We start from the raw sequence: 25474 nt of genomic DNA on the forward strand, positions 1-25474 counted from the left end.
TCTGAGATCACGCAGGACGCGTCTGGGTGCGGACCCAATCCAGATAAGCGGTGAAACCACCAACCACCGGAAGCACAATCAATTCGGGCAGCTCGTAAGGATGCTGCTCCCGCAAGCGATCTGCCAGTTCCGGTAGCCGGGCCACTGTGGTTTTGAAAGTCAGCGTGATTTCCTCATCGCCCTGTAACTCCCCTTGCCACATGTACATAGACAAACTGACTGGCGCAAGGTTCGCACAAGCGGCAATTCCATCCTCAACCAAGTGATGAGCCAGGTATTTGGCCAGCATCATATCGGGCACGGTCGTCTGCACCAGCACCAAATGCTGTGCATCCAGATCGGGCAAGGTGAATGCCAGTTTGGGTTTGGAACTGGAGGAATTCTCAGAGGACATGCAGGGCTCCTAATCAGAGCCCTTAGTGTAGCGCCGGATGCCGGCGCTTAGATGCTGGATCGGGACCGAGTCAGGCCGCTTAATGTTTCAGAGGGGCGCTCGCCATAGCGATGGCGATAGTCAGCAGAGAACTGTCCCAGGTGGGTAAAACCACAGGCCAGGGCCACCTCGGTGACTGACATGCCACCTTCTTGCAAATGCCGCCGGGCGGCTTCCAGACGCATTTGTTTCAAACGCGCCATCGGTGCGACACCCAGATGCTCCCGGAACCCGGCATACAGACTGCGTACGCTGACACCCGCCGCCTGGGCAATATCGCCAATAGTGAGCGGCTGGCCGGTCTGACTTTCCATGAAATCCAGAGCACGTCGCAAAACATGCGGCAAGGCTGCCGTAGTCTTATGGGCAGGCTGATTGTGCTGATGCAGCTCGAACAAGGCGTAAATCAGAGTCTGCTCGAACTGGCGCACCTGACGAGGCTGATCAAACATCGTGCCATCTGACACTTCAGCAAACTGCCAATCCAGCAATCGACGCAAACTGGCCCCGCCGGGCGCATCCAAAGGAATAGAAGGCTGAAACTCCAACGAGCCACGCACAGGTTGCGCAAAATACTCCTGATAATGGCGCTCCAGCCCTTGTCGTCCAATACGCACAAACAGCTTATCGGCCTCCAGGCTGTGTTCCATGCTGAAGGCTTGGGTCGGGCTGATAATGGAAGCCAGGCGCGAGGTAGACGCGAAACGTCCGTGCGCCGTATGAATCTGCTCTTGTCCCGCCAGGGGAATTTGCAGGAGGTAGAAATCGTCCAATGGCTGGGGCGCAATCTGCACCTGCGCGCCATAGCGCAAGCGGCCATAAGCCACGTCCTGGCCCTGGCGTAAATACAGGCGTGCATTCAGTCGCTGACGCGTGTCCGCCAGGGTCAAACTATGCGGGCAGAAAACCTGGGAGATGTAGTGCTGAACGCAGTCCACATCCTGCGAATGCAGCTGGGCATAGCGATTCAGTATGGAGGTCATGAGCGTCGCAACAAGCGATAAAAAAGCTGTGCCTTAGTGTGGCACAGCCTCTTGCATTGCAACATCGAGACAATCCCTAGGCTCGGCTCAACCGCCAAGCCAGGGACAGCAATCCCGACGAGTTACTGGCCCTGAAAGCAGCCAAAGCGTCCTTGCCAGTACAGCAAGGGCGACTCCTGTTCCTGCTCCGCATGGTGCACCTGCAATACACGCCCCAATACCAAGGCGTGGCTATGACGCTCAATCACGTCCACAACCTGGCAGGCCAAGGCGGCGGGAGCTTGGCGTGCAAGCCAGATACCGTGCTCGGTACGCAGCCAATCGTGTCCTGCATAACGCGCATCACCTTGCTCGCCTTTAAAGCCGGCAAACTGCAAAGCCATACCCGCCTGCTCAATACCCAGGATATTCACCCCAAACAGACCGCTGTCACGCATCAAGGGCCAGGACGAGGAGCTTTGATTCACACAGACCAGCAGCTCTGCCGGATCGGCGGCGACTGAAGTGACCGAGGTCGCGGTCAGGCCGCTGCGCTGGCCCTGGTGTTCGACCGTAATTACATTGGCCGTGCCACCCAGATGGCGCATAGCAAATTTGAATTGCTCGGCAGAAACCCCAGGCGCGTGTGGCGCTTGGTCTGTCGGCAAGGAAGCCAATTCCACAGGCATGATTCACCTTTTCTAATCTTATGGGCAGCACAGTCATCAGGACGGTGCTGCCTGCGTGGCGTACATAAACTGGCTATCCCCCTGGGCAAACCAAAGCCTGCCTGATAGCCAACAGATCGCTCTTAGCGAATTCCACGCTGCTGCAACAAAGGCAGCACAGTATCACGGAAATAAGGGAATTCCTTTACATAGTCCACAAAGGACAAGGTTGTTCCCCGGAAACCGGCTTCGTGCAGCGCACACAAACCGTCGGCCACTTGCTCGGGTGTCCCCACCAGTGGGAAACCGCCGTGGCCAGCCGCCATGCGCTCGCGGATCTGCTCCAGCAGCTCGTGCGGGAAGGAATGGGCATGCGCAAACTGTAAATTCATCAGATTATCCACGGCACCATTGTCGATATTGCCCATGATGCGTTCCCACTCGGCCTTGGCCTCGGCCTCCGTAGGACGGCACACTACATGCGAGAAGGTCATCACATCAACCTTGCGGCCTTGCGCGAGGCCTTGTGCCTTAAGCTCCGCCACCTCTTTCCTGGAGCGGTCCAGCTCCATGGCGGGCGTGAACAGGAAGTTGGCATTGCGGCTGGCAAACTCACGGCCTTGGCCGGAACCCGCAGCGTTAAAGATAGGCGGGTCAAACTCAGGGCGAGGATTGCCATACACGCCCTTGGCCTGAAAGTACTTGCCATCCCAATCGAAACGGCCATCGTGGTGCCAGATCTTCTTGATCAGATCGAACCATTCCTGCGCGTAACCATAGCGAGTTTCGTGATCATCCGGCAGTTTCACGCCCAGGGCATCGTACTCGGGCTTGTTCCAACCTGCCACGATATTCAAACCGACCCGGTTGCTACTGATTTGGGCCATGGTAGCGATCTGCTTGGCGATCACCACAGGGTGGTTTGCAACCGTGTGCACAGTAGCAAACACGCTGATATTGCGGGTATTAGCCAGCAAAGCGGTCGCCCAGGTAACGGTTTCCAGAACATAGCCGTGGAAATCGGTTTCGCCACCGTAACCAATCCAACGGGCGATAGGCAGCATGAAGTCGATGCCGGCATCATCCAGCAGCTTGCCCAGCTTCAGATTGTTTTCCCACGTAGCTTGCCAGCGATCCGGCAAGGTCGATACCGTCATGCCGCCGCCGCAGTTAGTGGCAAACGTACCTAGCAGAAACTTATCGTGTGTAAGCAATGTATTCTGTGCCATCGCCAGTCTCCTGAAAATCGTTGTTATTTACAGCTCACCACCATGGCGAAGCTGACATAGCACAAATTTTAGGGAGTGGCTTTACTGTCCACTATCGGATCACTGCTGGTTTTATCAATTGCCTGCAATTATTTGAACCATAAAGTTATTCAGATCAGAAAATCCAGTAGAAACCCTTATATAACAATGCGTTGACGTCAAATGAAACGCTACTTTTTCCTATTTGCAAAGCGAATGCTCCAGGCCTTTAGGCTGAACGTGGAGATCAGTCGGGTGTACTTATTTGACATCCATCCCAGGCAGCCTTGCTGAGGGAAAGACACAGCCCAGAATGGGCACGCAGGGTCTACGACGTCAAAGCCTAAAATAGGAGCTGCTGCGCAAGAAGAAGCAAACAGGTAGCGGTGGGAGCGAGACACCCAGATCCTCAGCGCCTGGCACGGCAACAAGCAAAGCAGCAGCAGTAGTAGAAGGAGGAGAATCAGGGTCAAAGCAGGCCCCAGGATAACAGCCAGTCCCAGGGCCACCCTATAAAGCATCATCCCTTGGTGCAGCAACGACCGCTGGAATAAAAAAACGGACTCCTGAGAGTCCGTTTTCAATACTACGGTAGAAACAAGCGGCGCTTATTCAGCAGCGGCTTCTTCCTGAACTTCTGGACGATCCACCAGCTCCATGAATGCCATAGGAGCGTTGTCACCCTGACGGAAACCCATTTTCAGGATGCGGGTGTAGCCGCCGTTACGCTCTTGGTAACGTGGGCCAAAAACTTCAAACAGCTTGGTCACTGCATCGCGGTCGCGCAGACGGGCGAAAGCCAGACGACGGTTTGCCAAGGTTGGGTTTTTAGCCAAAGTGATCAGAGGCTCAACCACACGGCGCAGCTCTTTAGCTTTAGGCAGGGTGGTTTTGATGGCTTCGTGGGTCAGCAGGGACACGGACATGTTGCGGAACATGGCCAAACGGTGGCTGCTGGTACGATTCAGTTTACGTAGACCGTGACGGTGACGCATGATGATTTTCCTAAATAATGAATCTAATTGGCACGCCGCTGATGCGACATGCGTAAATCCGGTTCTTCTATCAGCTAAGCTGCGGACCAGATGGACAGCGCAAAACAATAGCACATTTTCAGCCGCCACTCACACTTTTTGTAGGTGTACAACACCCGAAAAAGTGTAAGCGGCGTCTAAGAAACGTCTGTCTTGCTGACTACTTATGGGCGCTCAAGACCCAGTGGTGGCCAGTTTTCGAGCTTCATGCCCAAAGTCAGACCACGTGCAGCCAACACTTCCTTGATTTCGTTCAAGGACTTGCGGCCCAGGTTTGGAGTCTTCAACAGTTCGTTTTCGGTACGCTGGATCAGATCGCCGATGTAGTAGATATTTTCGGCTTTCAGGCAGTTTGCGGAACGAACAGTCAGTTCCAGATCGTCGACAGGACGCAGCAACACAGGATCGATCTGTGGAGCGCCACGCACTGGAGCTTCGTAGGCATCGCCCACACCTTCCAGAGCAGCAAACACAGAGATCTGATCCATCAGGATGCGAGCGGACTGGCGCACGGCTTCCTCGGGCGAGATCACGCCGTTGGTTTCAATGTCCAGAACCAGCTTGTCCAGGTCAGTACGCTGTTCCACACGGGCGTTTTCGACCGCGTAGCTAACACGACGCACTGGGCTGTAAGACGCGTCCAGCACGATACGACCGATCGTGTGGGTGCGATCATCAGCCAGGGCGCGCACGTTACCAGGCACGTAGCCACGGCCTTGCTCAACCTTGATCTGCATTTCCAGCTTGCCGTCGTCGGTCAAGGTGGCAATCACATGATTGGGGTTGATGATTTCAACGTCGTGCGGCAATTCGATGTCGCTGGCCAAAACCTGGCCGGCGCCTTCCTTGCGCAGGATCAGGGTAACTTCTTCACGGCTGTGCAGCTTGAAGACCACGCCCTTCAGGTTCATCAAGATATCAACCACGTCCTCGCCCACGCCTGGCAGCGTGGAGTACTCGTGCACCACACCGGTAATCTGCACTTCAGTGGGTGCATAGCCAGTCATGGAGGACAGCAAGATACGACGCAGTGCGTTGCCCAGAGTGTGGCCGTAGCCGCGCTCGAAAGGCTCCATGATCACTTTGGCGTGATTTTTGCTGATCGGTTCAACTTCGATGGAACGGGGTTTCAAAAAACCTTGAGACATTCGATTTCCTTTTCAATACCCTCGGCTCGTTACACCGATAAGGCTGACGGAAACTGGCAAAGCCAGCGGGATAGTATCGCAAAGCCCACTTGCCGAAAACCGGGAAGTGGGCCTGCGATTACTGTATTGCGTAAGCGGTCTTCGCGTACAAAATTAACGCGAGTACAACTCAACAACCAGCGATTCGTTAACGTCTTGAGCGACGTCAGCGCGATCGGGAACTTGCTTGAACACGCCGGACAGCTTGGCAGCGTCCACTTCCACCCACTGAGGCAAACCAATGCCAGTGGCCAGATCCAGGGATTCCTTGATACGGCCTTGGGATTTAGCTTTTTCGCGGACGGCAACGACGTCACCAGCCTTGATCAGCATGGAAGCGATGTCAGCGGTGTGACCGTTGACTTCGATAGCACGGTGGTTAACCAGTTGGCGAGCTTCAGCACGTGTAGAGCCGAAACCCATGCGGTAAACCACGTTGTCCAGACGCGATTCCAGCAATTGAATCAGCGTTTCACCGGTGTTGCCACGGCGGCGGTCAGCTTCAACGTAGTATTTGCGGAATTGCTTTTCCAGCACACCGTACATGCGCTTGAGCTTTTGCTTTTCGCGCAGCTGCAGACCGAAGTCAGACGTACGAGCACCGGAGGTGCGGCCGTGCTGACCAGGACGCGATTCCAGTTTGCACTTGGAATCCAGCGAGCGACGGGCGCTCTTCAAAAACAGATCGGTACCCTCGCGACGCGAGAGTTTGCATTTTGGTCCAATATAACGAGCCACTTCGCTTCCCCTTAGATGCGACGACGCTTGGGCGGACGGCAGCCGTTATGCGGAACCGGTGTGATGTCTGCAATGCTGGTGATCTTGATACCCAGAGCATTCAGAGCACGCACAGACGATTCACGGCCTGGACCGGGGCCCTTGATGCGAACTTCAAGATTTTTAATACCGTATTCCATGGCAGTACGGCCGGCTGTTTCAGCGGCAACCTGCGCGGCAAACGGCGTGGATTTACGAGAGCCTTTAAAGCCCGCGCCACCCGACGTAGCCCAGGACAATGCGTTGCCCTGACGGTCAGTAATGGTGATGATCGTGTTGTTAAAAGAAGCGTGGACGTGAGCAATCCCGTCCGACACGCTTTTTTTGACTTTCTTGCGTGCGCGTGAAGCGCTGCTAGAAGCTTTGGCCATCTTCTATTCCTCGATTATTTCTTCAGGGACGCGGCGGCACGACGCGGACCTTTACGGGTGCGAGCGTTAGTGCGTGTACGTTGGCCGCGCACTGGCAGACCGCGACGATGACGCATGCCACGGTAAGTTCCCAAGTCAGCCAAACGCTTGATCGAGAGCTGAACTTCACGACGCAGGTCACCTTCTACAGTGAACAAGCCGATCTGTTCGCGAATGCGCTCGAGTTCCGCGTCGGTCAGATCTTTGACCTTCTTGGAGTATTCAATACCCGATGCTTCGCAAATCTTGCGAGCGCGGGTGCGACCGATGCCGAAAATCGCGGTAAGACCGATTTCGGCGTGTTGATGCGGCGGGATGTTAATGCCGGCAATACGGGCCATGGTTATTCCTTGTTAAATCGGTTGCGTTTCGGCAACTTAGCCTTGACGCTGCTTATGACGTGGATCGGTGCAGATGACACGCACCACGCCATGACGTTTAATGATTTTGCAGTTGCGGCAGATCCGCTTTACTGATGCCATTACCTTCATGGTTTGACTCCTAGTTTCCTGTAACCGGCCGCTTATTTGGAGCGGAACACAATTCGTGCTCGGGATAGATCATAGGGCGTGAGCTCCACAGTGACCTTATCGCCCGGCAGAATCCGGATATAGTGCATACGCATTTTGCCTGAAATGTATCCGAGCACTACGTGACCATTTTCCAGCTTGACGCGAAAAGTTGCGTTGGGAAGGTTCTCAAGAACCTGTCCCTGCATTTGAATGACGTCGTCCTTTGCCATTTTCGTGAATTACCGCATCGGCAAGCTCGAGCCTTTGAAGTTAGCCTTCTTGAGCAGCGAGTCGTATTGTTGTGACATGACATAGGCCTGGGCCTGCGCCATGAAGTCCATGGTTACTACAACAATAATCAGCAAGGATGTGCCGCCAAAATAGAACGGTACATTCCAGCGCATTTGCAAGAACTCTGGTACCAAACACACCAAGGTAATGTAGATCGCACCGGCCAAAGTCAGACGCATCAAGATCTTGTCGATATAACGCGCTGTCTGATCACCGGGACGAATCCCTGGTACGAAGGCTCCACTCTTTTTCAGGTTGTCTGCAGTTTCGCGGCTGTTGAACACCAGGGCCGTATAGAAAAAGCAGAACAAGATGATCAGCGCGGAGAACAAAGTAATGTAAAGCGGCTGACGCGGCGACAAAGCAGCCTCGATTTCACGCAACCAACCCAGACCGGGTGTGCTGGAGAACCAATTAGCAATTGTCGCTGGCAACAGAATGATGGACGAAGCGAAGATCGGAGGGATCACACCAGCCATGTTCAGTTTCAGCGGCAAATGCGAGCTTTGACCACCATAGATACGGTTACCTACTTGCCGTTTGGCGTAGTTGACCGTGATACGACGCTGACCACGCTCGACAAAGACGACGAAGTACGTGACGGCGGCTACTAAAACGAGGATAAACAGTGCCGATAGAATCGACATGGAATCCGTACGCACCAGATCAAGCATGCCGCCCAAAGCATTAGGCAGACCCGCTACGATACCGGCGAAGATCAGGATGGAAATACCATTACCCAATCCACGTTCAGTGATCTGTTCACCCAGCCACATGACGAACATGGTGCCAGTGACCAGTGTTACCACTGTCGTGAAGCGAAACAGCATCCCTGGGTCGATAACCAGACCGGGCTGCGATTCTAGAGCGATGGAAATCCCAACTCCCTGGAACAAAGCCAAAAAGACCGTTCCGTAACGGGTGTATTGCGTGATCTTGCGACGACCCGACTCACCCTCTTTCTTGATTGCTTCCAGCGTGGGCACCACAGCGGTCATCAATTGCATGATGATGGACGCAGAGATGTAGGGCATGATTCCCAGTGCGAACACTGAGAATCGCTCTAAAGCACCACCGGAGAACATGTTAAACAAACCCAGAATACCACTCTGGTTTTGAGTAAACAGTTCGGACAAGGCATCAGGATTGATGCCTGGTACCGGAATGTGCGTACCCAAGCGGTAGACAATCAGGGCGAGCAACAGGAAAACGAGACGACGTTTCAAATCGCCGTAGCGCGGACCCGACTTACTCTGTGCCTGAGCTTTTGCCACCGTGACCCCTTTTTATTCCAGCGAGCCGCCGGCTGCTTCGATCGCGGCGCGAGCGCCGGCCGTTGCATTAATGCCTTTCAGCGCAACTTTACGGGAAAGTTCACCGGACTTGATGACTTTAGCGTAACGCACCATTTGGCCAACCACGCCAGCCTGCTTCAGTGCCTGGACGTCGATAACTTCGGCATCCATTTTTTGCAGTTCGGACAGACGTACTTCTGCGTACAGGTGGTCGTCCAGGGTGGTGAAACCACGCTTGGGCAAACGACGTTGCAAAGGCATTTGACCGCCTTCGAAACCGACTTTATGAAAACCACCCGAGCGGGATTTCTGGCCTTTATGACCACGTCCGCCGGTTTTGCCCAAGCCGGAACCGACACCGCGACCAACACGACGTGCTGCGTGTTTGGCGCCAGCGGCGGGCTTGAGATTGTTCAATTGCAATTCAGACATCCCGATTCCTTTCAGGCTTCCGAGACCGTAACCAGATAATCCACCTTGCGGATCATCCCACGAACCTCAGGAGTATCAACCAATACACGGCTGGTGTTGACTCGGCGCAGACCCAGGCCGCGAACGGTGTCGCGATGGCTTTGCTTTGTGCCGATGACCGAACGCACCAACGTAACTTTGATTTGTTTCTGTGCCATGACTTACCCCAGAATTTCTTCAACTGTCTTGCCGCGCTTGGCAGCAATGTCAGCCGGTGTCGAGCAAGCACGCAAACCGTTCAATGTAGCGCGAACCATGTTGTATGGGTTGCTGGAACCCAGGCTCTTGGCTACGACGTTGCGCACGCCCATCACTTCGAAGATAGCGCGCATTGGGCCACCAGCGATAACGCCGGTACCTTCAGCGGCGGGCGAGATCAGAACGGTGGATGCACCGTGCTTACCAACAACAGTATGATGCAAAGTGCCGTTTTTCAGAGGCACTTTGATCAGACCGCGACGGGCCTGTTCCATTGCCTTTTGAACAGCAACGGGTACTTCGCGGGCTTTGCCCTTACCCATGCCGATACGACCATCGCCATCACCGACTACGGCCAGCGAAGCAAAGCTCATGGTGCGACCACCTTTAACGACTTTGCTGACGCGGTTAACCGCAATCATCTTTTCTTTCAGGCCGTCATCGCGCTCTTGCTCTGGAGCCTGTCTGCCTTGTGCTTTAGCCATTTGATAATTCCTTTAGAATTTCAAGCCGGCTTCACGCGCGGCCTCGGCCAGCGCTTTCACGCGGCCATGGTAACGGAAGCCCGAGCGGTCAAAAGCAACCGTCTCAATGCCCGCAGCCTTCGCCTTTTCGGCGACGCGCTTGCCAACCAGGCTGGCTGCCGCTACGTTGCTGCCAACGGCCAATTCTTTGCGAACGTCGGTCTCGACAGTGGAAGCACTGACCAGAACGCGGTCGCCTTCGGGCGAGATGATGCTCGCGTAAATATGCGTATTCGTGCGATGCACCGACAGGCGGTGTACGCGCAGTTCGGCGATCTTGCGGCGAGTAGCCACTGCACGACGCATACGGGATTGTTTCTTGTCCATGATTCGTCCTTGCCTGCGGGCTTATTTCTTCTTGGTTTCCTTGAGGATGACGCGTTCGCCGACGTAACGTACACCCTTGCCTTTGTAAGGCTCTGGTGGACGATAGCCACGAATTTCAGCGGCAACCTGACCAACCACCTGCTTGTTCGAACCCTTGATCACAACTTCTGTCGGAGTGGGGCACTCGGCTTTAACGCCTTCAGGCAGGTCGTGCACGATGTCGTGCGAGAAACCCAGTTGCAACTTCAAGGCATTACCCTGGACGGAGGCACGAAAGCCCACGCCAATCAGACTCAGCTTGCGCTCGAAACCGGCGCTCACGCCAACAACCATGTTGTTGACCAGTTGGCGCACGGTGCCGGACATTGCGTTTGCGTGACGAGTTTCGTTCGCAGCAGCAAAAGACAGCTGACCGTCTTGAAGTTCAATAGTGACGTCGCCAGTCAGAGGTTGAACCAAAGTGCCCAGAGGGCCTTTGACCGTGATCTGATCAGCGGCAATAGTCGTTTCTACGCCCTTGGGCAGGGAAACGGGATACTTAGCGATACGTGACATATGATGTTCTCCTTATGCCACGTAGCACAGCACTTCGCCACCGACGCCAGCTGCACGTGCTTTGCGATCGGTCATCACGCCGCGAGACGTAGACACGATGGCAACACCCAAGCCGTTCATGACTTGAGGGATATTTGTGCTGCCTTTGTAGATGCGCAGTCCAGGACGCGAAACGCGGTCGATGCGCTCGATGACTGGCTGGCCGGCATAGTATTTCAGGGTAACTTCCAGCTCTGGCTTGGCTGTTTCGCCAACGATGCGGAAATCTTCGATGTAGCCTTCGTCTTTCAGCACAGCAGCAATCGCTGCTTTCAGCTTCGAGGAGGGCATGCTGACCGATGTCTTGTTGACCATTTGCGCGTTGCGCACACGGGTCAACATATCGGCGATTGGATCGCTCATGCTCATATGTATTTCTCCTACCAGCTGGCCTTGGTCATACCGGGGATCTCGCCGCGCATTGCCATTTCGCGCACTTTATGGCGAGTCAAACCGAATTTCTTGAAAACACCACGAGGGCGACCGGTGATAACGCAACGGTTGCGTTGACGGGTCGGGTTCGCGTTGCGTGGCAATTGTTGCAACTGCAAACGAGCCTCGTAGCGTTCTTCGTCAGACTTGGACTGGTCGTCAATAGTCGCTTTCAGTGCTGCACGCTTGGCGGCGAATTTCTCAGCCAGCTTGGCGCGCTTGATGTCGCGATTGATGAGGGAAAGTTTAGCCACGTTGCGCCCCTTAGTTGCGGAACGGGAAGCTGAACGCGCTAAGCAGCGCCTTGGCCTCTTCGTCCGTCTTGGCAGAAGTAGTGATACTGATGTTCAGACCACGCACTGCGTCGATTTTGTCGTACTCGATTTCGGGGAAAATGATTTGCTCTTTAACCCCCATGTTGTAGTTGCCACGGCCGTCAAACGCACGACCCGACACACCACGGAAGTCACGAACGCGTGGCAGAGCCACAGCGACCAGACGATCCAGGAATTCGTACATGCGTTGACCGCGCAGGGTCACCATACAACCGATCGGGTAATCTTCGCGAATCTTAAAACCGGCAATAGCTTTGCGGGTTTTCGTGATAACGGGCTTCTGACCAGCAATTTTGGTCATGTCCGATACCGCGTTCTCGATAATCTTCTTGTCAGCAACCGCTTCCGAGACACCCATGTTCAGAGTGATCTTGGTGATGCGGGGTACTTCCATAATGCTCTTGTACTCGAACTGCTTTTGCAGATCGGCAACCACTTTTTCGCGGTAGAACTCTTGTAAACGTGCCATGTTATCCGCCCCTTAAGCCTTGGCGCCAACGGCTTTGCCGCTGGAACGATAAACACGCGTCTTCTGACCGTCGATCACCTGGATACCAACACGGTCGCCCTTGCCGGTTTCTGGGTTGAACAGTGCAACGTTCGAGATGTGGATAGGCATGGTCTTGTCGACGATACCACCCTGCGTGCCAGCCATAGGATTGGCTTTAACGTGTTTTTTGACTACGTTGATGCCTTCCACGATGACGTGGTCTGCATCGACGCGTTGCAGTACTGTGCCACGGCGTTTTTTATCACGGCCGGTCAGCACAATAACTTCGTCGCCTTTACGAATTTTTTGCATTTTTTCGCGCTCCTTACAGCACTTCGGGAGCCAAGGACACGATCTTCATGAACTTCTCGGTACGCAGTTCACGCGTAACGGGTCCGAAGATACGGGTGCCGATGGGTTCCAGCTTGGCATTGAGCAATACGGCGGCATTGCCACCGAAACGAATCAGCGAACCGTCTTTACGGCGCACGCCCTTAGCGGTACGAACCACTACAGCGTTGTAGATTTCGCCTTTTTTGACGCGTCCGCGCGGGGCCGCTTCTTTAACGGTAACTTTGATGATGTCACCAATTGCGGCATAACGGCGCTTCGAGCCGCCCAGCACCTTGATGCACATTACGGAACGCGCACCTGTGTTGTCGGCCACGTCCAGCGTGGTCTGCATTTGAATCATGATTTTTCCTGTTCCAACTTAATTGCAACGATCCAGCCAAAATGACTGGGTCACACAACCAGTTTTGGTCCCGTCAGATTCGGATCCAGCCAGTTCGATACCGTAAACCCGATCTCGATCTGGTCCGGCAAGCCGAACCCTAGGTTGAAATCTTGCGAGAGACAAAACGTTGTATTACCAACTTCAATCCGGATAGGCAACTACCAAGCCTCTCCGGTCAAAATAAAGAGGTAAGCCACATATACTAGCAAATAAGCCCCAGAAAAACAAGGATTTATTTGCTAAGGCCTTGGCGAGACGGCGTTTTCACGCAACAACTCGTCTAGCTGGGCACTATTGCTGACTCGTGTCACCCGACGCAAACCAATCCCCAGTTCCTGCAGGCTTTGTAGAAAGGCCGTCAACAAATGTCGGCCGCCAACCTCGGCCTGCAAAGTCTGGACACGCTCGTCGTCCAGAACGATGTATTTGAGCGCCATCATATGCAGCCACAGAATCGATTCAGGCTGCTCCAGAACACGGCGCAGACCAAACTGCACGCCCGAAGGACGCAATGCATCTACAAAAGCGACCGTTTCCACATCGTATTCGCTCAGACAATACGCATCCAATTCAATAATCAGACGTTGGGCCTTGTCCCCGGCCTTGGCCAAAACTTCAGCCGCCTGATCCGCAAAACCGGGCTTGATCACTGATGCCCAGGAGACGCGGATACTCAAGCTGCCCTCGTTATCGGCTAACCAGTCGCTTGCCAGCTTCATCGTACGCAAGTCACATTGCCACGACAAACCCAGACGCACCGCCACCGGAATGAACAAATAGGCAGGCAAACTGGCCTGTCCCGGTTGCTCGGGCAACAAATTCAAGGTTGCATCGTAAATCTGACCTGCCTTACCCCAAACTTCGACGCCAGGTTTCACATTCAATTCAATCCGACCTTGTTCCAGGCCGCGCTCAATACGTAAATGCCATTCCTGCTCGCCAATGGACGATCCCGCCTCGGAATGAGCCCCTTCGGACGGACGGTACTCCACCTCCTGGTGCCCTGCCCCTTCAGCACGCATCAAGGCATTGTCCAAGCGCGTCATCACGGCGCTAAGCGTATCCTGCCCTTCGTAGTTCGTCATTGCCATCGACCAGCGGCACAGACTGCCATCGGGCAGGGGCTGGCGCAGCTCCTGCAAGGCAGTACGCAGTTCCTGGGCAAAACCCATCACTTGAGGACCCATCTGGCCCTTGAGCAGCACGATAAAGTCGGAACCATTCAAGCGCGCCAGATTGCCCGCGTCCATACCATTTTTCTGCAATAGCTCCGTACAACGCTGAGTCACTAGTTTCAGCCAGGCATCCACCGCGTCACGAGACAAGGAGGTATTCAATGGCAACAAGTCCCGCTGACGGAACAACAGCACATGGCCGCCCTTTTCCTGTTGCAGCACCTGACGGAACATATTCACAAAGTACTTACGATTGGCCAGGCCCGTCACCGGGTCGCAGTTCAACTCCAGCTGCAACTGCTCGATTCGGGCATTTTGTTCCTGACTGCTGACACGGATGCGTTTTTGCACCGTACTTAAAGTATGTGTGACCGCTTCCAGTTCGGGAATCGTGCGCACTTTCTTGCGGCTGGGCACAGACTCGCTTTGATCCATCCTTTGCAGCTCGAACTGCACGTGTTCACGCAAAGCCCGGCGCAACCACGCCATGACCATCAATACAAACACGCCCCAGGCAATCCCGGCGCCCAGCACCAACAAGGTGACGCGCACAAAACTTTTCCACAAACTGGCGCGGGCGTACTCGTCGGCGGGGTTTACTTCGACCGTACCAATCTGGTTCCAGCCATTACTGACATGGGCCGAGGCCACAGGTACATCAATCGGCAAAGAATTGGCGAACCACGCAGGCGAAGATCCGCTGATCTGCGTTTCTTGCTGAGCACTCCGCTCCACCAAGATCGTGCCGGAGGTATCAACAAAACGAATACGCTCAAATTGCCCGGTATCGTACAAAGCAGCGATCAGCAGCTCTTGGGTCACCGGGTCCTGGTTGCTGGGCTGAGACAAGGTCAAGGCCAGCGACGTGGCCGCCGACTCACCTTGAGCCTGCAACTGACTGCTCAAATACTGTCTTGCCGAGTCGACACTGAACCACAGTGTGCCAATCAAGATAGCAAGAATCGCGCACGAGACACTTAGCAGGAGCTGTTTAAGTAAAGACATAACGCTTCCGTATACTCCATAAATTCCGCTCTAGCCCACCCAACAAGGGTGTCCTGAGATCTGTTTCTGATCGGGGCTCAAGCCCAGGGGCTGGCACATCATCAAGGAACAAACCCTTCCTTACGCATTTTTTCCAGTAAGCCCCGCCAGCGGCTGATGCTATCTACCGAACCCTTCTGAGCGTTACCCACATACACGCCTTGGGAATTGAAGCTGAACACCGGAGTCAAATCAGGACGCTGGCTGGCAGGGCGAATCGAACCGCTTAAATTATCCAGCAACAAAGGCTCGGACTGCGGTGTGGGGTAGTAGCCCAGCACCATGTGCGCAATACTCTGGCCGCCCACTTGTGCCCGTACATAAATCAATCTTAATTTTTCATTGGGTACACCCAGATGTAACAAGGAAAAATATTTGCCGATTACAAAATCCTCGCAATCGGCCGCCATCTTGCCCAAAGTTTCAATCGGTGTCGCCCAATAATCCAACTGCCCCCAGATATGAATATCCTCGCCAGCCATCGCATTCGCGTTCCAGAAATCATTAACGACATCCAGTTGGCGGCGCTCGCTTAAACCGCGGGCAGAGCCCAGGTTGGCTATCCACCGATCCACGGCAGTTCCAGCACGGGCTCCGAAACGGGAGACGGCAGTCTGGCGAATCTTGCTTGCCTCGAACTGCAAGGCTGGCACCGATAAAGGCAGCCACACAAAAACAAGCAGCGCCATCAACGCTAGCAGCGCAACCCTGGATCGAAGAAAAAGGCGTAGCCAGGCAAAAGACAAGAGCACGTCAATTCCAAATAAGCAAACCCTTATAACGGCCTTATAGCGTGCCTGTTTAGTAAACACTTGATAAACGGTATTTGACCGCTAAGGCCTGGGCAACAGCCCCCGCCTGATCCCTGTTGACATCCAAGCCGGTCAGACAAACAAATCATAGGCACAAATACAGCAGGAGGCTATTGGCAGAAACGACAGGCCAAATAAAACCCCACAAGCCCTTACGGACTTGCGGGGTTCAAGACGTTACTAACTACCGTAACGTTCAAAGAAGGCACAATTTAAAAATCGCTACTCTTTAAGGTGCCATCTTTCAGCGAATTAGCAATCTGAATTGCTTTTTCCGCATCAAAGTCGACATTTTCCAAAATGATCTTCTGGTCAACCTGGCTATTACCCTGAGTGCTGATACCGATTTCCATCTTGCCACTATCCGACTCTTTCACTGACAAGTACTTGCTCAGGTTGGCATCACTACCGTCGTAACCACTTAACAGATCGCTAATGTCCAGGGTGTCTTCACCAGCAACACCAAAGTCCATCACATGGTCTACAGCAGGCTTGGCAACATTGCCCTGGTCACCCGCATTCCACTGGAAGGTATCATTGCCGGCACCACCGAACAGGATGTCGTCACCAGCACCGCCGATCAATGTGTCGTTGCCGCCTTGACCATACAAGATGTCGTTACCGCTACCGCCATCCAGCGTGTCATTACCGCCACGAGTATCACCAGTCACATTGAAAGCTTCGTGATTTCCCTTGATGTAAGCGTACAAGTCCGTGTTGCTTGGAGCAGACCCATTCTTGAGCTCAAGGAACACCGCCAGCGCCTTCAAGCCGGCACCATCAGGCAGGTCAGCAGGACGACCACCTGGGATTTCATACCATGGCAATACATCACCATCGGTATTAATCGCATCACCAAAGATGATGTCGTTACCGTCACCACCCAATACGGTGTCATCGCCCACGTCCAGCAACTCGCTGCTGCTCGAACCACCCTGCAAGGCAGCCGCCAAGTCTTCAGCGGTATGCACGATGTCAGGTGTACCAGCAGGGCCGGATACCCAATCGCCATCGACTTGAACCCACTTGTTACCAGTAGACGGGGTGTTATCGAAAAACTGCAGGTAGTTTTCACTCACCCCACTGCCGATGCCAATACCATGAACGGCGCCAGTATTACTCAAAGCTACAAACGCCTCAATGGACTCTTCCATCGTTTTGTCATCGGTAGAGCTACCATCGCCCCGGACTCTGCCTGAGTTGTTGAGGTAATAAGTCGGGTTACCGTCAGTCAGGAAGTAAGTAAGATTTTCGAACTGGGCGCCGGACTGCTGTTTGGCACTTTGTTCGTTAAACCATGTCACGGCCTGGTTAAATGCTGCCTCGTAGTTGGTACCACCTCCTGCACTCAAACGGTTGAGTGCATTAATCAATGTCTGCACATTGGCTGAAGACAGATTATCCAACTTCACTGGCGAAGAGGCTGTGGTATCAAAATCAACCAAAACCACATTGACGATGCCATCGTGACCCTTCAAATCCTCGGCCAGATTCTTCAAAGCATTGATGGCCAACTGCATACGGGTCAAACCTGGAGTACCAGATGCGTATCCCATACTGCCAGACGTATCTACCACCAACGCAATGTTGTAGTTCTTGCCGGGCTCAACATTCGTAACTGTGCCACCGATATCCGCCAGAATAATGTCATCACCCTGACTACCTTGCAGCGTGCCACCACTGTTGTCGCCGTCATAGACCTCACCATGATGCAGCGTCAGGCTGACAGGAACCTGGACATCCTCAAAGTTTCCGTCCACCGCAACTACCTCGGCAGTCAGGTCCTTAGTGCCATCGGTTGTCACAGTCACCGAGCCTTTGCCATTCCTGTCCAGCGTTACCTCGTACGTTTGACCGTCGATTTCTACCGTTGCCGTCGGGAAGGTAGTCTCAAAGTCGTACTTGCTAGGATCAGGCGGATTCGAAGTCTCGATATCAAATACAACTTCGGATTCCATTCCTGGAATACTGGTTGCATCATCATTAACCACTTCTTTATAGGAAATGGAATGCACCAGATAATCATCGGTAGCTCCAGGGGCCGTGAACTCTGCTTTCGTAAAGTTTTGTCCACTACCTGGCTCAAAGGTATACGCCAAATCGACTTTGTCTGAACCGCCTGCCACCCGTTCGGTCTTGGTCACATCACCATTCGCGTCATAGTACGTAACCAAGGCTTGGGTGTTGGAACCACCACCAGAAATGATGGCCCAGCCAACTGAGTTACCAGCCGCATCAAAGAACTCAACCTTGGCTTTTTCAGAGTTGGCTCTCCAGGCAAACTGAACATCAAAGGATTTGACCTCATTGTTGAACTCAACCGTGAGCGTCTCACCATAGCCAAGCTCTTTATCGTCGCCATTTCCGGCCTGTCCAGACACACCAAACCCATCATGGTCCGTACCTGTCACTGTAGAGACATTAGTAGTCTGACCATTTTTATCTGTAGCCGTCACAGTAAAGCTGTCAGTATCGCCAACATTGCCCACATCAATGGTCGAAGTCTTGGTGACCGTTGCCTTAATGCTGACCGACGTTGGGTCAAAATCATCCACAATAACCGTACTTGCAGAATCCTGAGTGCCCACAGACAGATGCTCGAAGGCATCATTGGCATCCACCACACCCGTAATCTCTACCTGCAAGCCTTCATTGGGCTCTTTATAAACGTCATCTACCGTGTTAACCGTAAATTCAGTTTCAGAGGTTCCGCCCTGAATAGTCACACTATCCGGCAAGGTGCCTGTATCGCCTGCATTCGCGGCAGCGCCACTCCAATCAAGCGTCACATCAATACTTTGACCAGCAGGTACTGTGACTGCATTGCCCGCACCATCGACCAATTTAACGGTGTAATGTAGCTCGCCTCCTTCGGAAACCTGGGTATTGTCCACAGAGATAATCGCGAAAACTTCGCTCATATCCATCACGGTCGCACCAGCCTGGGCACTGCCATTGGTCGTGACATCATGCTCGTCGGTCGCCACCAGATCGAAGGTCTCCTGACCCTCATAGACACCATCCTGAATCGTCGGAACCGTCACATTCAGATCGGTCACGCCAGCAGGAACCGTCACATTACCCTGATCGTCAACCGTCAGCGTCTGGGTATTGCCATCGGCATCCACATACGTCACCACCATCTTGCCCAGGTCACCGGCCTCGGTCGGGTTCGTGCCCGTTGGCGTGATGCCCAGATTCAGCACCACATCCGCTTCAGTCGGATTGCTCAGCGTCACCGTGAACTGCGCATCACTGCCCTCGTCCACCACGCCACCGCCTGTCACCGACAGCGTTGGCTTGTCATTGTCAGGGTTAGGACCAGGGCCGCTGCCATCATCAACAATTGTGCCTGTACCTTCACCCTGGACTTTATCAACAGGGGTACCGTTCTGTGTCTCGCCTTCTTGCGTAACAGTCAAGGTGAAGTCTTCTTCACCTTCAAAAACATCATCGTCTTCAGTATCTACGGTTACTGTGACGTCAGTGACACCGGGAGGCAGTGTGAAACTGTATGTGCCATCACTATTTTGCGTGACAGGAACCGTATCACCATTAGGCAATTGCACAACTGGGGGCTGATCAAGAGCAATATCGCCATCGTCCGTGGAGCCATGTCCCAATTGCAGCGTAACCGTGGTCTCGTTATCGACTGGTTTACCAAAATTCACGCTGAAGGTACCCGAACCACCTTCGCTGATAACCGTATCGGACACAGTAATCGCAGGTACATCGTTATCTTCAACGGTAGTCGTTACCGGATCGCCGTACTCAACCTTCTCGTAGTTACCGCCCGTACTGCTTTCAATCCCCACATTTTCTGGGATATTGCCTTGCACTGTTCCATCATCAGGACGAGCTGGATACGTGACAGAACCGCTAGTCTGACCTTCTTTGATGATAATTTCCTGACCATTAGTCAGTTTAATCACCAGGTCTCCGCCCTGCGGGGGATTTTCAACTGTTGCGGTAATGGTGATGTCCTCACCTTCGACAACTGTCTCGGGGCCTTCCAGAGTAATTTTTGTAGCATCATCATCGTCCGTGATAGTGCTGCTGGATGTACTGCTCGTATCCAGATTCTCGTAGTTACCGCCCGTTGTGGTACTGATACCAATATCCTCTGGACGATCGCCTTGGGTGTAAGCATCATCTGGATACGGATTATCAACCACCACCCGGCCTTCCGTACTGCCAACCGGAATCGTAATAGTGCTGCCATTGGTCAGCGTGATGACCAGATCTTGCCCAGTAACTGGGTTGTCTACGCGCGCAATGATTTCAAATGGCTCACCTTCCGTGACTCGCTCTGGTGTTTCCAATGTCACTGTCGATGTACCAGCCACGAGCGTTGGGTCCGTCTCATCGCCACCACCGCCACCAAAACGAGGCAACTCTGTGCCCAACACGCCTGGTTTGGGATATTCCAGTGCCAATGGTCGGGTTGTCTCAACAATACTGACCAAACGCACAAAGCTACTGCCACCTTCTCCGCCACCAGTCAGTACCGCGGCAGTAGGATCTAGCTGCTCGAATGGGTCATTACCTGCTTCCAGTGCTGCCAATACGGCAGCAATCGCTGGGTCATCAGGATTGGTCAGGGCGGCCACAGCAGGATCAACATCCGTCTGGGCAACATCGTCACTAAGTAAAAATTCCCGATTATCGGAAATGGTCATAGGCGGCCCGCCCGGAATCTCGAGCTCGACAAATGCACCTGTTTCGGTAATGATCTCGGCGTTTACGGGAACACGCATTCCCTCTTTGACCGCTACTTTTGAGCCATCGCTGGTACGCATCCATGCTGTACCCTCAACGCGTGTCACTAAAACGGTATCCAGTGCCATAACTGTCTGATTCCTAAAAAAGACCGTCGCAACGCGACCATCTGAAATTGACTTTCTTTGGTATGAGAATAGCGAGTTGATCTGCTATGGGATATTGGCGCTGCCGCCAGTTCGCCGCTTTACTTGCGATTCTTGACGCAAGTTGACAATGCAGGACTGGACGGCTCAAACAGGCTTAGGAAATGCCGTGTACTTTTAGCGCCAACATTAAACGATCAGTTACACCAAGCTTTTCAAAAATAGCTTGGAGGTGGGCGCGCACTGTTCGTTCAGTGATGCCAAGATCCTGGGCAATCAACTGATTGGAATGCCCCAACGAGGCGCGTTGCGCCACCTCGATTTCACGGCTGGTCAAGTTGCTTTCCCAACCTGTGCGAATTGCCAAGTGACGAGTCACATCACTGAGCAGGCGATTTAGCAAAGACTCGCCCACCCACACCTGACCCGAGGCTACGTGCTCCAACGCTTGCTCCAGTAGAGCCGACGAGCTGTACGCGTGAATATAACCTCGGGCACCCAAGGCCAATACGGCTTGCCCCTCAGCGTCAACAGGCCTAGGGCTGGCGACCACTACCTTCATCCCTTTTACTGCTTGTGCCCATTGCGGGTCATTCCATAACGCAAGCGCACTGTCCATGACGACAAGCTCACGATGTTGCTGTTTCCACCGTAACAAATCCTCCATACCCCGCCCTCGGGCAGGCAAGTAGGTTACGGAATCCTGGTGACTCCAATGCTGCCATAAGGCCTCATCGTTCGTCAGAAATAAAACCGAATTTACTTGTCGCATACCGCTTTTCCCTTACTGGTAACACGAGCTAAACGCCATCAGCTCTGAGGCTGACGTGGGAGTATTGATCCTCTATCGTCAGCACTACTCCCCCCGTACAGGCCACCCCTGCCGCTTTAACGCTCTGTAAAAGCGTTGGAGCGGGCCCTGAGAATAGGTTTGAGTAAATACTGCATGACTGTGCGTTTACCCGTGAGGATATGAACCTCTGCCACCATGCCAGGCAAAATAGGCCGATTATCATCACCCACATAAACGGTGTCAGTGCGCACTTTCGCTATATAAAATGAATTACCCTTTTCATCGGTAATCGTATCGGCACTGGTTTGCTCCAGCACCCCAGCAAGACCGCCATAAATCGCAAAGTCATAGGCAGTAAACTTAACTTCAGCAGATTGACCCGGATGAAGAAATCCGATGTCACGCGGCTGGATACGCACCTCCAGCAACAAGGAGTCATCAGTTGGCACGATCTCCAAAATATCCTTGCCAGGTTGCACAACCCCTCCCACCGTATTCGCGGCAAGAGTTTTAATCGTTCCACGTACTGGCGAGCGCACTTCAGCCAATCGAACGCGATCCGCCAAGGCGCGTTGCCCTTGTTCTAAAGAAGCCAGTTTGGCGCGAGTTTCTGCCAGCTCTGTGCGAGCCTGATTGCGAAATGTAATTTCGACGTCACCAATCTTGTTTTGCGCCTCTTGTATAGAGGCCTCAATCCTGCTTATTTGCGCCGTAGCGGCTCGTTGCTCTCCGCAATAACGCGCTACATCGCGCTGCAAACGCAGCAAATCCACTTCAGAGACAGCACCGCTTTTCAGCAAAGGCCGCGTCATTCTCAATTCTTGCGATGTCAGGCCACAACTCGATGCCGCCTGATCCCGATTGGCCTGCGTTTCTCGTAGCTCTTGCTGACGTTGATGAAGTTGCTCCTGGGCGACAGAGATATTGGAGCGCAGCTCTTCTGTACGAGCTTGCCAGACGCGTCGCTCCATTTCAGCAAGATCCGGCGCCTTTTCCAAAACCTCGGCAGGCATATCTAAAGCTTGATCAGCCGCAATGGCCTCAAGCCGGGCAGCCTTGGCCAACAAAGACAAAGACTCTGCTTCGTTCTCACCCAAAGAAGACGATGCTCGCGTAGGATCAATGCGCAATAGCACTTCGCCCTGCTCAACCGATTGCCCGGGCCTGACAAGAATTTCCTCAACAACACCACCGTCCAGGCTTTGAACGATCTGCACCTGCCGAGAAGGCACCACCTTCCCTTCTCCACGCACAACCTCATCAATATTGGCCAAGCTTGCCCAAACAATCAGCACGCAAATTGCCAACAACGTCAACCAGATCAACAAACGCGAACCACGCACCTCTTGCTGGCGTGCCGTCCAAGCTGCATTTTTGAGAACACTTCTGCTGGGAGCAGGCCCAGCATCGGCCTTCAGCCTTGCCCGTATCCGGGAAAACAAACTTTTTTTCGTCATGTCGCGCTCCGGGCCTTGCCAATCTGCCCACTACGCAATGCTGTAATAACCTGCTCCTTGGGACCATCGGCCACAATTCGCCCCATATCCATGACAATCACACGATCGACCAAGTCCAGCAGGGCTGTACGATGCGTAACCAACACCACCGTCTTGCCCTCACATTCAGTGAGCAAACTATTGCGCAAAGCAGACTCACTTTGATTATCCATGTTGCTACTGGGCTCATCGAGCAACAGAATAGAGGGATTTCCCATCAAGGCCCGGGCCACTGCAACCGCTTGACGTTGACCACCAGAGAGCGAATCACCACGCTCACCAATTATCATGTCGTAACCATCTGGATGCCGACGAGCAAAATCATCCACACCTGCCAACTTGGCGGCAGCCAACATCTGGTCATCCGTAACGTAGGGTGAACCCATGGTCAGATTATGTTTCAGGGTGCCATAAAACAGCATCGGATCTTGTGAGACATACCCCATAGAGCGACGTACATCCGCCGGGTCAATCTGCTGATTATCGATACCTTCTAACACGATCGTGCCCGACGTCGGTTTATACAAACCCAGAATCAGCTTGGACAAAGTGGTCTTACCCGAACCTATACGCCCGATAATGGCCACTTTTTCCCCTGCCTTGAGCGAAAAGCTGAGCTGATTGAGCACATTCTGCGTTGCACCGGGATAAGCAAAACTAACACCACGGAACTCGATGGCACCTTCGAGATAAGGCCGAGGCACAAAATTGCGATCATCAGGATGTTCGATCGGTAGCTCCATATACATACCGATTGAATCCAGGGACGTACGCGCATTCTGATACTGCATCATCAGCCCGGCTACTTGCCCCAATGGAGCAAGACAACGGCCAGCAATCATGGAGGAGGCAATAATGCCCCCCATCGACAACTGCGCGTCCTGAATCAGATATACCCCGATAATAATTACGCAAATCGTGACCATTTGGGTCAACATCTGCACGGTGCTTACCGTTACCGCCGAAGTCATCTTGATTCTGGCCCCTTGTCGAGCCAGATACTCTGTGGACTGCTCCCAAGCTCGCTGAGCATTGCTCTGCGCATTCAGCACCTTCAAGGTCTCAAGCCCGGCCAAGGATTCCACCAAGCCGGCATTTCGCTGCGCAGCCGCTTGAAATGTTTGCTTGGTCAGCCGCTCCATCCGAGCCTGGGCAAACCAGGACACGACAAGAACAATCACGATAGCCACGACCGGCGGTATTACCATCCAGGGTGATATCCAGGCCAGCACGGCAAGAAACAGGAAGACAAACGGCAAATCGACCAGCGTCGTAAGACTGGCCGATGCAATAAAGTCGCGCACAGACTCAAACGAGCGTAAGTTAGCGGCAAAAGAGCCCACCGAAGGCGGTCGATTCTCCATGCGCAAATCCAACACCCGCTCCATGATGCGTGCGGATAACTGAACATCCACCCGCTTGCTGGCCGCATCAACCACATACGCACGTACGCTGGTCAATATAAGGTTCAGCACCAGCACCAAACCTATCCCTATAGACAGCACCCACAAGGTTTCTATTGCATTGTTAGGCACCACCCGGTCATACACATTCATGGTGTATAGGGGGATAGCCAAGGCAAACACGTTGATCAGAAATGCCGCTCCGAGCGCATCCCGATATAACTTCCAGTTCTGCGATACGGTCGCCCAGAACCAATGCTTACCTTTCAGGGGTGTTATGCCCTCTGTTGCTCGTACCTCGACCCGAAAGTCAGGTTGTATGATCGCGAGCAAACCAGAATACAGCTCCTGCAATTGCTCCAGATCAATTTCACTGGGGCTGCCGCTTTCTGGAAAATGCACAAGGACACGATCACCCTCGTAGCCCAACAAAACACAAGCCCGGCTATCGTTCAGCAGCAAAATGGCTGGCAACAGATTGGGATTGAGCTCCTCAAACGAGCGGCGCCAGATACGCGAGGTGCAATGCCCACGCGCTGCAGCCCGACTCAAAAGAGCGGGCGTCAAACGCCCTTTCTGCAAGGGCAGACCAGTGGACAAATGCTGAGCCGTACATGGATTGCCGTGAATACGGGTAATCTCTACCAAACAATTCAGTAAGGGGTCATCATGGGTCAGATGAGGCGGAATACTGAATGTCTCGCTCTGTGGTGTTGGATTTTCAGATGAGTGGTTCGTCGTCATTAATCAAATCCAGCGAATCTCGCAGGCGCTGACGGGTTTGTTTGCGCTCGTTTAATTTAGCCAAGGCCTCAGGGGGCAAATCAGTCATGCGAAGAACACCGTTCGCAATCAAGGCGTCAATCAAGTCTTCCAGGACCCGAATAAAACTGGCATCCGAGACTGACAGCTCTTGTTTGTAGCCTTCTTCTTCTGGACTCATATCGCCCCCCTAACCTTCAA

29 protein-coding genes are annotated in these 25474 nt (G+C 53.4%); all 29 read right to left on the reverse strand.

Translation table 11 applies throughout. The features are described from left to right. Window positions 1–7: 7 nt before the first annotated feature. The 29 genes from cutA to ACDI13_RS09910 all read right to left on the reverse strand — a co-directional run bounded on the left by cutA (window position 8) and on the right by ACDI13_RS09910 (window position 25454). Entirely contained in the window at window positions 8–394 is a 387-nt protein-coding gene (gene cutA, locus ACDI13_RS09770) for a divalent-cation tolerance protein CutA (RefSeq protein ID WP_316989359.1), read from the reverse strand. Window positions 395–441: 47 nt separating this feature from the next. Beyond that, window positions 442–1416, reverse strand: coding sequence for an AraC family transcriptional regulator (locus ACDI13_RS09775; RefSeq protein ID WP_316989358.1), 975 nt, complete (start codon window positions 1414–1416; stop codon window positions 442–444). A gap of 122 nt (window positions 1417–1538) precedes the next feature. Then, entirely contained in the window at window positions 1539–2084 is a 546-nt protein-coding gene (locus tag ACDI13_RS09780) for a flavin reductase family protein (protein ID WP_316989357.1), read from the reverse strand. A 122-nt stretch (window positions 2085–2206) separates the two neighbouring features. Further along, window positions 2207–3292: an LLM class flavin-dependent oxidoreductase gene (locus tag ACDI13_RS09785; protein ID WP_316989356.1), complete on the reverse strand. Its 1086-nt coding sequence runs from the start codon at window positions 3290–3292 to the stop codon at window positions 2207–2209. Between the two features lie 626 nt (window positions 3293–3918). Then, complete coding sequence (gene rplQ / locus ACDI13_RS09790; RefSeq protein ID WP_003805334.1) at window positions 3919–4305, reverse strand: 50S ribosomal protein L17; 387 nt, start codon at window positions 4303–4305, stop codon at window positions 3919–3921. Between the two features lie 203 nt (window positions 4306–4508). Continuing rightward, window positions 4509–5492, reverse strand: coding sequence for a DNA-directed RNA polymerase subunit alpha (rpoA, locus tag ACDI13_RS09795; protein WP_003805337.1), 984 nt, complete (start codon window positions 5490–5492; stop codon window positions 4509–4511). Window positions 5493–5645: 153 nt separating this feature from the next. Then, complete coding sequence (gene rpsD, locus ACDI13_RS09800) at window positions 5646–6269, reverse strand: 30S ribosomal protein S4 (RefSeq protein WP_094198138.1); 624 nt, start codon at window positions 6267–6269, stop codon at window positions 5646–5648. Window positions 6270–6280: 11 nt separating this feature from the next. Further along, entirely contained in the window at window positions 6281–6679 is a 399-nt protein-coding gene (gene rpsK / locus ACDI13_RS09805) for a 30S ribosomal protein S11 (RefSeq protein ID WP_003805343.1), read from the reverse strand. Between the two features lie 14 nt (window positions 6680–6693). After that, window positions 6694–7059, reverse strand: coding sequence for a 30S ribosomal protein S13 (gene rpsM, locus ACDI13_RS09810; protein WP_003805346.1), 366 nt, complete (start codon window positions 7057–7059; stop codon window positions 6694–6696). Between the two features lie 36 nt (window positions 7060–7095). Continuing rightward, window positions 7096–7209 carry a 50S ribosomal protein L36 gene (rpmJ, locus tag ACDI13_RS09815; RefSeq protein ID WP_003805360.1) on the reverse strand — a complete coding sequence of 38 codons (114 nt, stop codon included), beginning with the start codon at window positions 7207–7209 and terminating at the stop codon, window positions 7096–7098. A 32-nt stretch (window positions 7210–7241) separates the two neighbouring features. Beyond that, window positions 7242–7460, reverse strand: a complete 219-nt coding sequence (gene infA, locus ACDI13_RS09820; protein ID WP_003805361.1) for a translation initiation factor IF-1 — start codon at window positions 7458–7460, stop codon at window positions 7242–7244. A 9-nt stretch (window positions 7461–7469) separates the two neighbouring features. Next, the gene (gene secY / locus ACDI13_RS09825) at window positions 7470–8795 is read right to left on the reverse strand and encodes a preprotein translocase subunit SecY (protein ID WP_003805363.1); all 1326 of its coding nucleotides are present in this window, start codon (window positions 8793–8795) and stop codon (window positions 7470–7472) included. A gap of 12 nt (window positions 8796–8807) precedes the next feature. Next, on the reverse strand, window positions 8808–9248 hold the full coding sequence (gene rplO, locus ACDI13_RS09830; RefSeq protein ID WP_022983333.1) for a 50S ribosomal protein L15: 441 nt from the start codon (window positions 9246–9248) through the stop codon (window positions 8808–8810). 11 nt (window positions 9249–9259) lie between these two features. Further along, window positions 9260–9445, reverse strand: a complete 186-nt coding sequence (gene rpmD / locus ACDI13_RS09835) for a 50S ribosomal protein L30 (RefSeq protein ID WP_003805366.1) — start codon at window positions 9443–9445, stop codon at window positions 9260–9262. A gap of 3 nt (window positions 9446–9448) precedes the next feature. After that, window positions 9449–9970 (reverse strand): 30S ribosomal protein S5, encoded by a 522-nt coding sequence (rpsE, locus tag ACDI13_RS09840; protein ID WP_316990896.1) that lies wholly within the window; start codon window positions 9968–9970, stop codon window positions 9449–9451. 12 nt (window positions 9971–9982) lie between these two features. Then, window positions 9983–10336, reverse strand: coding sequence for a 50S ribosomal protein L18 (gene rplR / locus ACDI13_RS09845; RefSeq protein WP_316990895.1), 354 nt, complete (start codon window positions 10334–10336; stop codon window positions 9983–9985). Window positions 10337–10357: 21 nt separating this feature from the next. Beyond that, window positions 10358–10891 carry a 50S ribosomal protein L6 gene (gene rplF, locus ACDI13_RS09850; RefSeq protein ID WP_316990894.1) on the reverse strand — a complete coding sequence of 178 codons (534 nt, stop codon included), beginning with the start codon at window positions 10889–10891 and terminating at the stop codon, window positions 10358–10360. Between the two features lie 12 nt (window positions 10892–10903). Then, window positions 10904–11299 carry a 30S ribosomal protein S8 gene (rpsH, locus tag ACDI13_RS09855; protein ID WP_316990893.1) on the reverse strand — a complete coding sequence of 132 codons (396 nt, stop codon included), beginning with the start codon at window positions 11297–11299 and terminating at the stop codon, window positions 10904–10906. An 11-nt stretch (window positions 11300–11310) separates the two neighbouring features. After that, window positions 11311–11616, reverse strand: a complete 306-nt coding sequence (rpsN, locus tag ACDI13_RS09860; RefSeq protein WP_042489405.1) for a 30S ribosomal protein S14 — start codon at window positions 11614–11616, stop codon at window positions 11311–11313. Between the two features lie 10 nt (window positions 11617–11626). After that, a complete protein-coding gene (rplE, locus tag ACDI13_RS09865) occupies window positions 11627–12166 on the reverse strand; it encodes a 50S ribosomal protein L5 (RefSeq protein WP_009459981.1) in 540 nt (179 codons plus the stop codon). A 12-nt stretch (window positions 12167–12178) separates the two neighbouring features. Continuing rightward, window positions 12179–12499 carry a 50S ribosomal protein L24 gene (rplX, locus tag ACDI13_RS09870; protein ID WP_003805373.1) on the reverse strand — a complete coding sequence of 107 codons (321 nt, stop codon included), beginning with the start codon at window positions 12497–12499 and terminating at the stop codon, window positions 12179–12181. A 13-nt stretch (window positions 12500–12512) separates the two neighbouring features. Beyond that, window positions 12513–12881: a 50S ribosomal protein L14 gene (rplN, locus tag ACDI13_RS09875; RefSeq protein ID WP_003805375.1), complete on the reverse strand. Its 369-nt coding sequence runs from the start codon at window positions 12879–12881 to the stop codon at window positions 12513–12515. A 281-nt stretch (window positions 12882–13162) separates the two neighbouring features. Next, window positions 13163–15103, reverse strand: a complete 1941-nt coding sequence (locus ACDI13_RS09880) for a LapD/MoxY N-terminal periplasmic domain-containing protein (protein WP_372372418.1) — start codon at window positions 15101–15103, stop codon at window positions 13163–13165. A gap of 101 nt (window positions 15104–15204) precedes the next feature. Beyond that, window positions 15205–15831: a transglutaminase-like cysteine peptidase gene (locus tag ACDI13_RS09885; protein ID WP_372372420.1), complete on the reverse strand. Its 627-nt coding sequence runs from the start codon at window positions 15829–15831 to the stop codon at window positions 15205–15207. 335 nt (window positions 15832–16166) lie between these two features. After that, the gene (locus ACDI13_RS09890) at window positions 16167–20801 is read right to left on the reverse strand and encodes a retention module-containing protein (protein WP_372372421.1); all 4635 of its coding nucleotides are present in this window, start codon (window positions 20799–20801) and stop codon (window positions 16167–16169) included. 175 nt (window positions 20802–20976) lie between these two features. Then, a complete protein-coding gene (locus tag ACDI13_RS09895; RefSeq protein WP_316990739.1) occupies window positions 20977–21591 on the reverse strand; it encodes a response regulator transcription factor in 615 nt (204 codons plus the stop codon). A 116-nt stretch (window positions 21592–21707) separates the two neighbouring features. Further along, complete coding sequence (locus ACDI13_RS09900) at window positions 21708–23069, reverse strand: HlyD family type I secretion periplasmic adaptor subunit (RefSeq protein WP_316990738.1); 1362 nt, start codon at window positions 23067–23069, stop codon at window positions 21708–21710. Beyond that, window positions 23066–25255: a type I secretion system permease/ATPase gene (locus tag ACDI13_RS09905; RefSeq protein WP_316990737.1), complete on the reverse strand. Its 2190-nt coding sequence runs from the start codon at window positions 25253–25255 to the stop codon at window positions 23066–23068. Before ACDI13_RS09905 ends, ACDI13_RS09900 begins: the two co-directional genes overlap by 4 nt. Continuing rightward, window positions 25233–25454, reverse strand: a complete 222-nt coding sequence (locus ACDI13_RS09910) for a hypothetical protein (RefSeq protein WP_094198149.1) — start codon at window positions 25452–25454, stop codon at window positions 25233–25235. The genes ACDI13_RS09905 and ACDI13_RS09910 overlap by 23 nt, the downstream gene beginning before the upstream one ends. Window positions 25455–25474 lie beyond the last annotated feature (20 nt).

This window comes from Alcaligenes faecalis, assembly GCF_041521385.1.
Taxonomy (GTDB): domain Bacteria; phylum Pseudomonadota; class Gammaproteobacteria; order Burkholderiales; family Burkholderiaceae_B; genus Alcaligenes; species Alcaligenes faecalis_E.

Excerpts from the sequence above, each read along its gene's own strand:
- ACDI13_RS09890 (WP_372372421.1), bottom strand. The coding sequence starts at position 20,801 with ATGGCACTGGATACCGTTTTAGTGACACGCGTTGAGGGTACAGCATGG.
- rplX (WP_003805373.1), bottom strand. The coding sequence starts at position 12,499 with ATGCAAAAAATTCGTAAAGGCGACGAAGTTATTGTGCTGACCGGCCGT.
- ACDI13_RS09780 (WP_316989357.1), bottom strand. The coding sequence starts at position 2,084 with ATGCCTGTGGAATTGGCTTCCTTGCCGACAGACCAAGCGCCACACGCG.
- ACDI13_RS09905 (WP_316990737.1), bottom strand. The coding sequence starts at position 25,255 with ATGACGACGAACCACTCATCTGAAAATCCAACACCACAGAGCGAGACA.
- ACDI13_RS09775 (WP_316989358.1), bottom strand. The coding sequence starts at position 1,416 with ATGACCTCCATACTGAATCGCTATGCCCAGCTGCATTCGCAGGATGTG.
- rplR (WP_316990895.1), bottom strand. The coding sequence starts at position 10,336 with ATGGACAAGAAACAATCCCGTATGCGTCGTGCAGTGGCTACTCGCCGC.
- rplE (WP_009459981.1), bottom strand. The coding sequence starts at position 12,166 with ATGGCACGTTTACAAGAGTTCTACCGCGAAAAAGTGGTTGCCGATCTG.
- rpmD (WP_003805366.1), bottom strand. The coding sequence starts at position 9,445 with ATGGCACAGAAACAAATCAAAGTTACGTTGGTGCGTTCGGTCATCGGC.
- ACDI13_RS09900 (WP_316990738.1), bottom strand. The coding sequence starts at position 23,069 with ATGACGAAAAAAAGTTTGTTTTCCCGGATACGGGCAAGGCTGAAGGCC.
- rpsK (WP_003805343.1), bottom strand. The coding sequence starts at position 6,679 with ATGGCCAAAGCTTCTAGCAGCGCTTCACGCGCACGCAAGAAAGTCAAA.
- rpmJ (WP_003805360.1), bottom strand. The coding sequence starts at position 7,209 with ATGAAGGTAATGGCATCAGTAAAGCGGATCTGCCGCAACTGCAAAATC.
- infA (WP_003805361.1), bottom strand. The coding sequence starts at position 7,460 with ATGGCAAAGGACGACGTCATTCAAATGCAGGGACAGGTTCTTGAGAAC.
- cutA (WP_316989359.1), bottom strand. The coding sequence starts at position 394 with ATGTCCTCTGAGAATTCCTCCAGTTCCAAACCCAAACTGGCATTCACC.
- rpsM (WP_003805346.1), bottom strand. The coding sequence starts at position 7,059 with ATGGCCCGTATTGCCGGCATTAACATCCCGCCGCATCAACACGCCGAA.
- rplQ (WP_003805334.1), bottom strand. The coding sequence starts at position 4,305 with ATGCGTCACCGTCACGGTCTACGTAAACTGAATCGTACCAGCAGCCAC.
- ACDI13_RS09880 (WP_372372418.1), bottom strand. The coding sequence starts at position 15,103 with ATGTCTTTACTTAAACAGCTCCTGCTAAGTGTCTCGTGCGCGATTCTT.
- ACDI13_RS09885 (WP_372372420.1), bottom strand. The coding sequence starts at position 15,831 with ATGGCGCTGCTTGTTTTTGTGTGGCTGCCTTTATCGGTGCCAGCCTTG.
- rplO (WP_022983333.1), bottom strand. The coding sequence starts at position 9,248 with ATGTCTGAATTGCAATTGAACAATCTCAAGCCCGCCGCTGGCGCCAAA.
- rpoA (WP_003805337.1), bottom strand. The coding sequence starts at position 5,492 with ATGTCTCAAGGTTTTTTGAAACCCCGTTCCATCGAAGTTGAACCGATC.
- rpsE (WP_316990896.1), bottom strand. The coding sequence starts at position 9,970 with ATGGCTAAAGCACAAGGCAGACAGGCTCCAGAGCAAGAGCGCGATGAC.
- rpsH (WP_316990893.1), bottom strand. The coding sequence starts at position 11,299 with ATGAGCATGAGCGATCCAATCGCCGATATGTTGACCCGTGTGCGCAAC.
- rplN (WP_003805375.1), bottom strand. The coding sequence starts at position 12,881 with ATGATTCAAATGCAGACCACGCTGGACGTGGCCGACAACACAGGTGCG.
- ACDI13_RS09895 (WP_316990739.1), bottom strand. The coding sequence starts at position 21,591 with ATGCGACAAGTAAATTCGGTTTTATTTCTGACGAACGATGAGGCCTTA.
- ACDI13_RS09910 (WP_094198149.1), bottom strand. The coding sequence starts at position 25,454 with ATGAGTCCAGAAGAAGAAGGCTACAAACAAGAGCTGTCAGTCTCGGAT.
- ACDI13_RS09785 (WP_316989356.1), bottom strand. The coding sequence starts at position 3,292 with ATGGCACAGAATACATTGCTTACACACGATAAGTTTCTGCTAGGTACG.
- rplF (WP_316990894.1), bottom strand. The coding sequence starts at position 10,891 with ATGTCACGTATCGCTAAGTATCCCGTTTCCCTGCCCAAGGGCGTAGAA.